Here is a 10,687-nt window from a genome sequence, read left to right as displayed (position 1 = left end):
CGACCTCCGGTGGAGGCGGCGGCGCCGCGTACTACGCCAAGTGCGCCGCGGCCCGGGCGGCCGGGGTCGCCCCGCTGCACCGGGGCGACCCCGGGTACCGCGCGGGGCTCGACCGCGACAACGACGGCGTCGCCTGCGAGTGACCGGTGCCGGGGGGCGGGGCGGCGCGGGCCCTACCGCCCCGCCCCGGTCTCCAGGTTGTGGGTCATCCGTTCCAGGGCGGCGACGGCGGTGCGGTACTCCTCCGGGGAGATGCCGGTCGTCGCCAGGGCGCGGAAGGCGTCGACGCGGGCGGCGACGCCGGTGAGGCGTGCGCGGCCGTTCCCGGTGAGGGCGAGGCGGGCCGGGGCCGGGCGGGTCGCCCAGCCGTCGGCGAGGACGGCCGTGATGGCGGCGGTCAGGTCGGCGGCGTCGGCGTTGGCGGCGAGCACGGTCAGGACGGTGGTGTCGGTGGCCTGCGGGTCGTCCTGGACGACGTTGAGGACCTGCCAGGCGAGCCGGGTGAGGCCGAACTCGGCCAGCACGGCGTTCATGCGGCCGGTGAGGGCCTGGTCGGTGCGGTTGAGCCAGTAGCCGATCGGCTTCATGCGGTGCTCCCGAGGGGCGGGTCGGCTCAGCGCGCGGTGGGGAAGGCGGCGGCGTTCTCGCGAGCCCACTGCCGGTACGAGCGGGCGGGGCGGCCGAGCAGGGTTTCGGTGGTGTCGGCGATGACGGCGGGGCCGTGCCGGTCGGCGGCCTGCCACAGGTCGAGCAGCGAGCAGACCATCGGCGCGGGCATGTGCCGGCCCATCTCCTGCTCGGCCTCGGCGCGGGTGATGTGCTCGACCTCGATCCCGCGGCCGAGGGTGTCGGCGAGGACGGCGAGCTGCTCGCGGAAGGTGAGTGACTCGGCCCCGGTCAGGGTGACGGCGCGGCCGGTGAGGGAGTCGCCGGTCAGGGCGGCGACGGCGATGTCGGCGATGTCCTCGGGGTGGATCGGCGCGATGTGCGCGTCGGGGTAGGCGAGCCGGACCGGCGTCGAGTTGCCGATGGACCAGGCCCAGCCGAGGGAGTTGCTGGCGAAGGCGTCCGGGCGCAGGAGGGTGCAGGTGAGCGCGGAGCCGGCGAGCGCCTGCTCGACGAGGAGGCTGTGGCTCGCGAGCGGGTCGTTCGCCGCGTCCGGGCCGAGGACCGAGGACGAGGAGAGCAGGACGACGTGCCCGACACCGGCGGCCTCGGCGGCCTCGACCAGCTCGTGGATGCCGGCGGGCTGCGGGTAGAGGAAGACCTGGCGGACGCCGCGCAGGGCGGCGGTGAACGTTTCGGGCCGGTCGAGGGCGAGTTCGGCGACCTCGACGCCGGCCGGGACGGTCAGGTGGGCGGGGTCGGCGCTGGCGGCGCGGACGGTGTGGCCGGCGGCGTGCAGGCGGTCGATGACGGCGCGGCCGACCTTGCCGCGGGCGCCGGTGACGAGGATGGTCATGGGATGCTCCGTTCGTTGCTGAAGACATATGCATGCTTACATGCATGCGTTTTCACGTCAACACATGTCTTCGAACGGTCATCCAGTTACGATGGGGTCATGACGAAGCACGAGCCGGGAACGGCGGACGAGCTGCTGGACGCGGTGGGCCCGGCCTTCGGGAAGCTGCGGCGCTCCTCCCTCCTGGAGGTCGAGAACCCGATCGCCCAGAAGGACCTCGGTCGCACCCTGGTCCTGAACATCGTCCTGGAGGCCGAGCAGGACGAGGCCCGCGAGGTCACCGTCGGCGCGGTGGCGGAACACCTGGGCGTCGACCCGTCGGTGGCCAGCCGCATGGTGACCGACTCCATCACCGCCGGCTACCTGATCCGTGCCGCCTCCCAGCAGGACGGTCGCCGCACCGTCCTCCATCTCAGCCCCGCCGGGCGGGACCTGATGGCGCGCTTCCGGCGGCACCAGCGCTCCGCCTTCGAGCAGGTCACCGAGGGGTGGACCGAGCGCGAACGCCTGGAGTTCGCCCGTCTCATGCTCAAGTACGTCGCAGCCCAGGAGGAGCTGCGCCACCGGGCCGCGGGCGGCCGGGAGGCCGGCCGTTGAGCCGTCCGTGACCCGGTGGCGCAGGGCGGGGGCCGGGGCGGCCCGGCCTCAGCGGGCCCGGTGGGCGGCGATGAGCTCCGCGTAGCGGTGGCCGCTGGTCTTGACCGTCCTGCGCTGGGTGGCGTAGTCGACGTGGACGAGGCCGAACCGCTTGTCGTAGCCGTACGCCCACTCGAAGTTGTCCAGCAGCGACCAGGCGAAGTATCCGGCCGGCGGGGCGCCCTGGGCGGCGGCGCGGGCGCAGGCGGCGAGGTGCTGTTCGAGGTAGGCGGTGCGCTCGGGGTCGTGGACGGTGCCGTCGGGGGCGACGGTGTCGTGGTAGGCGGCGCCGTTCTCGGTGACGTAGATCCGCCGGACGCCGTACTCGTGGGTGAGGCGCAGCAGCAGTTCTTCGAGGCCGGGGGCGTGCACCTCCCACGGCATCGCGGTGTGCCCGGGGTTGGGGCCGGGCAGCTGGCGGAAGTGCGGGGCGGGGCCGGCCGGGTCGTCGGCGACGATCTGGCGGAAGTAGTAGTTGAGGCCGAGCCAGTCGAGCGGGGCCGCGATGAGGTCGAGGTCGCCGTCGCGCAGCGGCAGGTCGACGCCGTAGACCTCCTGCATGTCCTTTGGGTAGCCGCGGCCGAGGACGGGGTCGAGCCACCACCGGTTGACGTGGCCGTCGGCGCGGACGGCGGCGGCCCGGTCGGCCTCCGAGTCGGTGGCGGGCTGCACCGGGCTGAGGTTGTTGACGATGCCGATCCGCGCGCCGGCGACGGTCTCCCGCAGCACCTGGACGGCCAGGCCGTGGGCGAGGTGCAGGTGGCAGGAGGCGCGGACGGCGGCGGTGAGGTCGGTCAGGCCGGGGGCCATCGCGCCGTCGAGGTGGCCGATCCAGGCGGAGCAGAGCGGCTCGTTGAGCGTCGCCCAGTCGGTGACGCGGTCGCCGAGGCGGGCGGCGACCACGGCGGTGTACTCGGCGAAGCGTTCGGCGGTCTCGCGGACGGGCCAGCCGCCGCGGTCCTGCTGGGCCTGCGGGAGGTCCCAGTGGTAGAGGGTGGGGAACGGCCGGACGCCGGCGGCGAGCAGGGCGTCGACCAGGCGGTCGTAGAAGTCGAGCCCGGCCGGGTTGACCCGGCCGTCGGCGTGCGGGACGACGCGGGGCCAGGCGATCGAGAACCGGTAGGCGCCGAGGCCGAGCCGGCGCATCAGCGCGATGTCCTCGGGCCAGCGTCGGTAGTGGTCGCAGGCGGTGTCGCCGGTGTCGCCGCCGGCGACCTTGCCGGGGGTGTGGGAGAAGGTGTCCCAGATGGAGGGGGCGCGGCCGTCGGCGTGCACCGCCCCCTCGATCTGGTAGGCGGCGGTGGCCGCGCCCCAGAGGAAGTCGTCGGGCAGGGGGCTCAGCGCGCTGAGGGGGGTCACGAGGGGGCCTTTCGGGAGCGGGGCGGGAGCGGGCGGTCAGGTGGTGGACCGGGCGGTCACGTGACGGACCGGGCGGTCACGTGACGGAGCGGCCGGTCACGTGACGGAGCGGGCGGTCACTTGACGGCGCCGGCGGTGAGCCCGGCGACGAGGTAGCGCTGGAGCAGCAGGAAGCCGGCGACGACGGGCACGCTGACCACGAGTGAGGCGGCCATCACCTGGTTCCAGTACACGTCGTTGAGCGTGGCGTAGCCCTGGAGGCCGACGGCGAGGGTCCGGGTCTCGTCGTTGGTGAGGACGGAGGCGAAGAGCACCTCGCCCCAGGCGGTCATGAAGGCGTACACCGCCACCGCGACGATGCCGGGGACGGCGGCCGGGACGATGATCCGGACCAGGGCCCGGAGCGGACCGCAGCCGTCGACCAGGGCGGCCTCGTCGAGGTCGCGCGGGATCGAGTCGAAGTAGCCGGCCAGCATCCAGATCGAGAACGGCAGTGAGAAGGTCAGGTAGGTGAGGATCAGGCCGCCCCGGCTGCCGTACAGCGCGACACCCGTGGCGTTGCCGACGTTGACGAAGATCAGGAAGAGCGGCAGCAGGAAGAGGATGCCGGGGAACATCTGGGTGGAGAGCACGGTGACGGTGAACAGCCGGCGGCCGCGGAAGCGGTAGCGGCTGACCGCGTACGCCGCGAGGATCGCGACCAGCACCGAGCAGACGGTCGCCCCGCCGGCCACGATCAGCGAGTTGACCAGGTACCGCCCGAGCGGGACGGTGCGCCAGATGTCCAGGTAGGGGCGGAAGGTGACCGTGCTGGGGATCCAGCGGAACGGCCCCTGGACGTCCTGGAGCGGCTTCAGCGAGCTGCTGAGCATCACCAGCACCGGGACGGTGGCGAAGACGGTCAGCGCGGACAGGAAGATCCGGCGGAACCACCGGAAGGACGCGGGCGGGTCGATCATGCGGTGTCCCTCCGGCGTGAGGTGAGCAGCAGGTACAAGGCGGTGACGAGCAGCAGGAAGAGCAGCAGGAGCACCGACATGGCCGAGCCGGCGCCGAAGTTCCAGGTGACGAAGGAGGACTGGTAGATGTGGATGGAGACGAGGTCCGCCGCCTCCGGGGCCGACTTGCCGAACAGCACGTACGGCGTGTTGAAGTCGTTGAACGTCCAGAGGAAGAGCACCAGGACCAGCACCAGGTTGACCGGGCGCAGCGAGGGCAGGGTGATCCGGCGGATCTGCTGCCAGACCCCGGCGCCGTCCAGCGCGGACGCCTCGTACAGTTCGCGCGGGATGTTCTGGAGGCCCGCGGTGAGGGTGAGGAAGGCGAACGGCCAGCTGCGCCAGACCGAGACGGTGACCAGGGCGGTGAAGCTGTTGTCGCCGATCAGCCAGAACGGCTTGTCGTCGACGAGGTGGAGCTGGTCGTGGAGGACGTGGTTGATCAGTCCGGTGTCCCGCTGGAACATGAACGACCAGGTGATCACGGCCGCGTAGACCGGCAGGGCGTAGGGCAGGAGGAAGAGGGCGCGCAGAACGCCGCGGCCGCGGAAGGCGTCCTGGGTGGTGATCGCGGCCGCGGTGCCGATCAGCCAGGAGAGGCCGACGGCGAGTACGGTGAACGCGCAGGTGACCCAGAAGGAGTGCAGCAGGGCCCGGCCGACGGGGGCGTGGAAGTCCACCGCCATCCGGTAGTTGGCGAGGCCGTCCCAGGGGGCGGCGGACCAGTCCCGGATGAAGAACTGGGTGAGCCGCTTGAAGCTCATCACGATGCCGACCACCATCGGGACCAGGTGGACGACGAGTTCGAGGGCGAGGGCGGGGAGCAGCAGCAGGTAGGGCAGGTTGCGGCTGCGGGGGCGGGGGAGGAGTCGCTTGCGGATCACGTCAGCCGGCCGGCATCTGCTGCTGGGCCTTGGTGAGTTCGGCCTTCACGCTGTCGTCGGTGGCGGGCTTCCCGGCGGCGGCCGCGGCGAGCAGGTTCTTGACGGCGGTCCCGACCAGGGTCTCGAACTGGCTCTCGTTCGCCACCTGCGGGAGGGGCTTGGCGCTGCCGCCGAGGACGCCGGCCAGGGCCTTGAGCTCGGGGGTGGCGAAGGCCGGGTCGGCCTGGGCGTCGGTGACCGGGGGGATCGACCCGTAGGTCTTGTTGAGCTGGGTCTGCTCCTCCGCGCCGGTCATGAACTTCACGAACCTGAGGGCGCCGTCGGTGTTCCGGGTGTTCTTGAAGACGGCGAGGTTGATGCCGGCGACCATCGAGGTGGTGGCGCGGTCGCCGGTGGCGCCGGCCGGGACGGGAACGGGTGCGACGCCGTAGTCCTCGGGGTTCATGCCGTGGGACTTGAGGTTGGCGCCGGCGGCCTGCCACATCAGCATGGCGGCCTTGCCGGTGGCGAAGTCGGTGACGGACTGGTTGTTGGCGTACTCGGCGTTGCCGGGGGCGGCGATCTTCTCGGTGCCGAGCAGGTCGACGTACTGCTTCACGGCGGCGACGGCGCCGGGGCCGTCGAAGGCGGGCCGGCCGGTGGCGTCGAAGAAGTCGCCGCCGTGCTGCTTGGCGAGGACGAAGGCGTGGTGGACGTTCTCGGAGACGTTGCCGCCTTCGAGGGCGAGGCCGTAGTGGCCGCCGGTGGTGAGCCGGTGCCCGTCGGCGACCAGCTCGTCCCAGGTGGCCGGGGGCCGGTCGATGCCGGCCTCGGCGAAGAGCTTCTTGTTCCAGTACAGGCCGTAGGCCATCGAGTAGAGCGGGACGGCGGCCGGGTCCTTGCCGGCTGCGCCGGCCGAGCCGAGGGCGGCGGGCAGGAAGCGCTCCCTGCCGCCGATCTTCTCGAAGGCGGCGGCGTCGAAGGGCAGCAGGGCGCCGGTGGCCTGGAGGGAGGCGGACCAGGTGTTGCCGATGTTCAGCACGTCGGGGCCCTGGCCGGAGCTGGCGGCGGCGAGGATCCGGTTGAGCAGGTCGGACCAGGGGATGACCTCCAGCTTCACCTTGATGCCGGTCTGCTGCTCGAACTTCCTCAGCTCCGGCTCCAGCACCTGGCGGTCGTTCTCCAGGCTGGTGCCCTGGTTGGAGGCCCAGTAGGTGAGCGTGCCGGGGCTGCTGTTGTCACCGCCGCCGGCCGCGGACCCGCCGCCGCAGGCGGTGGCGGTGAGGGTCAGGGTGGCGGCCAGGACGGTGGCCGCGGCGGTGCGTCTGATGGGCACGACGGGGGCCCCTCTCGGGTGGGTGGTCTTCTGGTGGGGTGAAGTGCCTTGCTCCAGTGCTTACTTCAGGGCGTGATTTAACGTGTGAGAAAAGCTTCCGTCAAGGGTTCGGGCAGCGATAGATTCGGGGCAGGAGGGAGATCCCATGACCGTGCGGGGCAAGAAGACGGTGCGTGACCTGCGCAGAGGCAGCCGGTCGGCGCTGCTGCGACGGCTGTACTTCGACGGGCCGCTGAGCCGCCAGGAGCTCGGGGCCGTCACCGGGCTCAGTGCCGGCTCGATCAGCAACGTGACCGGCGAGCTGCTCGCCGACGGGCTCATCGAGGAGTGCGGCTCGGTGGACTCGGACGGCGGGCGGCCCCGGATCCTGCTCCAGGTGGCCGCCGGGCGGGCCCACCTGGTCGGCGTGGACGTCGGGGAGACGCAGGTCAGGGTCGCCCTGTTCGACCTGGCCCGGACCGAACTGGCCGCCAGCGACCGGCCGCTCTCCGACTGCGGCCACGACGTCGACCACGTGGTGGAGCTGATCCTCGCCGGGCTGGCCGAGGTGCTGGAGCGCACCGGGACCGACCCGGCCACCGTGCTCGGCGTCGGCATCGGCGTGCCGGGCATTGTCGAGCAGGGCGACCCGGGTGGTGACGGTGCCGGGATCGTGGTGCACAGCCAGACGGTCGGCTGGGACGCCGTCCCGCTCGGCCGGCTGCTGCGGGCCGGCACCGGGCTGCCGCTCTTCGTCGACAACGGCGCCAAGACGCTCGGCCAGGCCGAGATGTGGTTCGGCGCAGGGCGCGGCGTGCGGCATGCGGTGATCGCCCTCTTCGGCTCCGGCGTCGGGGCCTGCGTGATCGCCGACGGCGTCCGGTTCCGCGGGGCCACCAGCAGTGCGGGGGAGTGGGGCCACACCAAGGTCCACGTCGGCGGCCGGCGTTGCCGCTGCGGCGCGCTCGGCTGCCTGGAGGCGTACGTCGGGGCCGAGGCGCTGGTGGAGCGGTGGGGCGGGGCGCCGGCCGGCGGCGGGGAGAAGGCCGGGCTGGCCGCGCTGCTGGCCGCCGCGGAGGCGGGGGAGCCGGCCGCCGCGGGGCTGCTCGCCGAGGCCGCCGAGTACCTCGGTGCGGCCATCGCCGACCTGGTCAACCTGTTCAACCCCGAGCGGATCGTGATCGGTGGATGGGCGGGCCTGCTGCTCGGCCCCCGGCTGCTGCCGGCGATCCGCGCCGCGGCCACCGCGTACGCGCTGCGCTTCCCGCGCGAGCAGACCTCGATCGTGCTCGGCACGCTCGGCCCGGATGCGGTCACCGTCGGCGCCGCGACCCTGCCGCTGACCGACTTCCTGGACTCCGGCGGGGAGCTGCCGCACGGCGCCGACACCCGGCCGGCCACCCGGGTCTGACCTGGCAGGATCCGCTTTTTCGTTGCTGTACAAGCTAGTTCACGGTGTGAGGAAAGTCGGCTCGAAGGGTTGACACCCCCGATCGGCAGCCCCGAGACTCCCGGTCGGGGGCGCTCCCCGACACCCGGACGACGGTGGCCGGCAGCGCTTCGTCACGCACCCGGTGACCGGCCGCCCCGGCGGCCCGTGCCACCCGACCCCGTCGTTCCCCACCACCCGGCGCCTGCGCTGCGCCGGGCGCGGGCCTCGGCATGCGCCCCCGCATCCCACCCACCCCCACCGCAGGAGAAGCCCGTGAGGCTCACTTCAGCACGCCCCCGCCGGGGACCGGCCGCACTGCTCGGCCTGTCCCTGCTCGCCGGCCCCGCGCTGGCGCTGCCCGCCCAGACCGCGCTCGCCGCCGCTCCCGCCCCCGCCCGCGCCGCCGCCGCGGACGGCACCGCCGGGGACTGCGGCACCACGAACGCGGCCCAGGGCCGGCCGGCCACCGCCTCCTCCACCGAGAACGGCGGCACCGCCGCCGCCAACGCCGTGGACGGGAACACCGGGACCCGCTGGTCCTCCGCCTTCAGCGACCCGCAGTGGCTCCAGGTCGACCTGGGAAGCGTCCGGCAGATCTGCCGCGTCGTGCTCGACTGGGAGGCCGCGTACGGGCGTTCGTACGAGATCCAGACCTCGGACGACGGCGCCGCCTGGCACACGGTGTACACCAAGGGCAACGGCACCGGCGGAACCGAGACCCTCGCCGTCACCGGCAGCGGCCGCTACGTCCGGATGAACGGCCTGACCCGGGGCACCGGTTACGGCTACTCGCTCTGGGAGTTCCAGGTCAACACCGCCGACGGCCCCACCGTCCCGCCGGTCCAGGGCGGCGGCGACCTCGGGCCCAACGTGCTGGTCTTCGACCCGGCCACGCCCGGCATCCAGGCCAAGGTGGACGAGGTCTTCGCCAAGCAGGAGTCCAACCAGTTCGGCGACCAGCGCTACGCGCTGCTCTTCAAGCCGGGCAGCTACAACAACCTCAACGCCCAACTCGGCTTCTACACCTCGATCGCCGGGCTCGGCCTCAAGCCCGACGACACCACGATCAACGGCGACGTCACCGTGGACGCCGGCTGGTTCAACGGCAACGCCACCCAGAACTTCTGGCGCTCCGCCGAGAACCTCGCGCTCAACCCGGTCAGCGGCACCGACCGCTGGGCCGTCGCCCAGGCCGCGCCGTTCCGCCGGATGCACGTCAAGGGCGGTCTCAACCTGGCGCCCAACGGCTACGGCTGGGCCAGCGGTGGCTACATCGCCGACAGCCGGATCGACGGTGCCGTCGGCAACTACTCGCAGCAGCAGTGGTACACCCGGGACAGCGCGGTCGGCGGCTTCTCCAACGGCGTCTGGAACCAGGTGTTCTCCGGCGTCCAGGGCGCACCCGCGCAGAGCTTCCCCAACCCGCCCTACACCACGCTGGACACCACTCCCGTCTCGCGCGAGAAGCCGTTCCTGTACCTGGACGGCAGCGACTACAAGGTGTTCGTCCCGGCCAAGCGGACCAACGCCCGCGGCGTCTCCTGGGACGGCACCCCGCAGGGCACCTCGCGGCCGCTCAGCCAGTTCTACCTGGTCAAGCCCGGGGCCACCGCCGCCACCATCAACGCCGCGCTCGCGCAGGGGCTCGACCTGCTGTTCACCCCCGGCGTCTACCACGTCGACCGCCCGATCGAGGTCAACCGGCCCGGCACCGTGGTGCTCGGCCTCGGACTGGCGACCGTCGTCCCCGACAACGGGGTGACGGCGATCAAGGTCGCGGACGTGGACGGCGTCCGGCTGGCCGGCCTGCTGGTCGACGCCGGACCGGTCAACTCGCCGGTGCTGGTGCAGGTCGGCCCGGACAACGCGGCCGCCGACCACGCGGCCGACCCGACCACCCTCCAGGACGTCTTCATCCGCGTCGGCGGCGCCGGCCCCGGCTCGGCCACCGCCGGGGTCGTGGTCAACAGCGACGACGTGATCATCGACCACACCTGGATCTGGCGCGCCGACCACGGCGCCGGCGTCGGCTGGAACACCAACCCCGCCGACTACGGCCTGCTGGTCCGCGGCGACGACGTGCTCGGCACCGGGCTCTTCGTCGAGCACTTCAAGAAGTACGACGTCGAGTGGTCCGGCGATCGCGGGCGGACGATCTTCTTCCAGAACGAGAAGGCGTACGACGCGCCGAACCAGGCCGCCGTCCAGAACGGCGCGACCAAGGGCTTCGCCGCCTACAAGGTCGACGACAACGTGACCAGCCACGAGGGGTGGGGCCTCGGCAGCTACTGCTACTTCAACGTGGACCCGACCATCCGGATGGACCACGGCTTCGAGGCCCCGGTCCGGCCGGGCGTGAGGTTCCACGACCTGCTGGTCGTCTCGTTGGGCGGCAACGGCCAGTACGAGCACGTGGTCAACGGCACCGGCGCCGCGACGTCGGGTACGTCCACCACCCCCTCCACCGTGGTCGCCTACCCCTGACCCCGCTGCGACCCCGCCCCGGGGGTGGCCCGGGGGGGCCCGCCCGGGGCCGGCTCACCCCCCCCCCCCCGGGGGCGGCCCCGCCCGGGGGCGGGGGTGGGGTTTGGGGGGCCCGCGGGGGGGGGGGGGGAAGGCGGC

At 72.9% G+C, this 10,687-nt stretch carries 10 protein-coding genes; 4 read left to right on the top strand and 6 right to left on the bottom strand.

The features are described 5' to 3' along the window. A partial coding sequence (locus tag ACFC1F_RS38995) for an excalibur calcium-binding domain-containing protein (protein WP_376165886.1) occupies positions 1 to 143 on the top strand: 143 nt, incomplete at its 5' end. Between the two features lie 30 nt (positions 144 to 173). Here ACFC1F_RS38995 and ACFC1F_RS38990 read toward each other — a convergent pair. Together ACFC1F_RS38990 and ACFC1F_RS38985 are read right to left on the bottom strand one after the other, a co-directional pair. Next, positions 174 to 587 carry a MarR family transcriptional regulator gene (locus tag ACFC1F_RS38990; RefSeq protein WP_376165882.1) on the bottom strand — a complete coding sequence of 138 codons (414 nt, stop codon included), beginning with the start codon at positions 585 to 587 and terminating at the stop codon, positions 174 to 176. Between the two features lie 26 nt (positions 588 to 613). Next, a complete protein-coding gene (locus ACFC1F_RS38985) occupies positions 614 to 1,462 on the bottom strand; it encodes an NAD(P)H-binding protein (protein ID WP_376165879.1) in 849 nt (282 codons plus the stop codon). A 99-nt stretch (positions 1,463 to 1,561) separates the two neighbouring features. Here ACFC1F_RS38985 and ACFC1F_RS38980 point away from each other — a divergent pair, with 99 nt between their 5' ends. After that, complete coding sequence (locus tag ACFC1F_RS38980; protein WP_376165877.1) at positions 1,562 to 2,059, top strand: MarR family winged helix-turn-helix transcriptional regulator; 498 nt, start codon at positions 1,562 to 1,564, stop codon at positions 2,057 to 2,059. Between the two features lie 48 nt (positions 2,060 to 2,107). Here the strand turns inward: ACFC1F_RS38980 and ACFC1F_RS38975 are convergent, their stop codons facing one another. From ACFC1F_RS38975 to ACFC1F_RS38960, 4 genes are all read right to left on the bottom strand, one after another. After that, positions 2,108 to 3,457 carry a GH1 family beta-glucosidase gene (locus ACFC1F_RS38975; protein WP_376165875.1) on the bottom strand — a complete coding sequence of 450 codons (1,350 nt, stop codon included), beginning with the start codon at positions 3,455 to 3,457 and terminating at the stop codon, positions 2,108 to 2,110. A gap of 116 nt (positions 3,458 to 3,573) precedes the next feature. Next, complete coding sequence (locus ACFC1F_RS38970) at positions 3,574 to 4,416, bottom strand: carbohydrate ABC transporter permease (RefSeq protein WP_209414840.1); 843 nt, start codon at positions 4,414 to 4,416, stop codon at positions 3,574 to 3,576. Continuing rightward, positions 4,413 to 5,339: a carbohydrate ABC transporter permease gene (locus tag ACFC1F_RS38965; RefSeq protein WP_376165873.1), complete on the bottom strand. Its 927-nt coding sequence runs from the start codon at positions 5,337 to 5,339 to the stop codon at positions 4,413 to 4,415. Before ACFC1F_RS38965 ends, ACFC1F_RS38970 begins: the two co-directional genes overlap by 4 nt. 1 nt (position 5,340) lies before the next feature. After that, complete coding sequence (locus ACFC1F_RS38960; protein ID WP_376165870.1) at positions 5,341 to 6,654, bottom strand: ABC transporter substrate-binding protein; 1,314 nt, start codon at positions 6,652 to 6,654, stop codon at positions 5,341 to 5,343. A gap of 145 nt (positions 6,655 to 6,799) precedes the next feature. Here ACFC1F_RS38960 and ACFC1F_RS38955 point away from each other — a divergent pair, with 145 nt between their 5' ends. After that, a complete protein-coding gene (locus ACFC1F_RS38955; protein WP_376165867.1) occupies positions 6,800 to 8,044 on the top strand; it encodes an ROK family protein in 1,245 nt (414 codons plus the stop codon). 294 nt (positions 8,045 to 8,338) lie between these two features. Further along, the gene (locus ACFC1F_RS38950) at positions 8,339 to 10,549 is read left to right on the top strand and encodes a discoidin domain-containing protein (protein ID WP_376165864.1); all 2,211 of its coding nucleotides are present in this window, start codon (positions 8,339 to 8,341) and stop codon (positions 10,547 to 10,549) included. Positions 10,550 to 10,687 lie beyond the last annotated feature (138 nt).

Origin of the sequence: Kitasatospora sp. NPDC056181 (assembly GCF_042266225.1) — a bacterium.
In the GTDB taxonomy this organism is placed as follows: domain Bacteria; phylum Actinomycetota; class Actinomycetes; order Streptomycetales; family Streptomycetaceae; genus Kitasatospora.
Note: the sequence above shows the minus strand (reverse complement) of the source record. Positions and strands in the feature narration are given on the sequence as shown.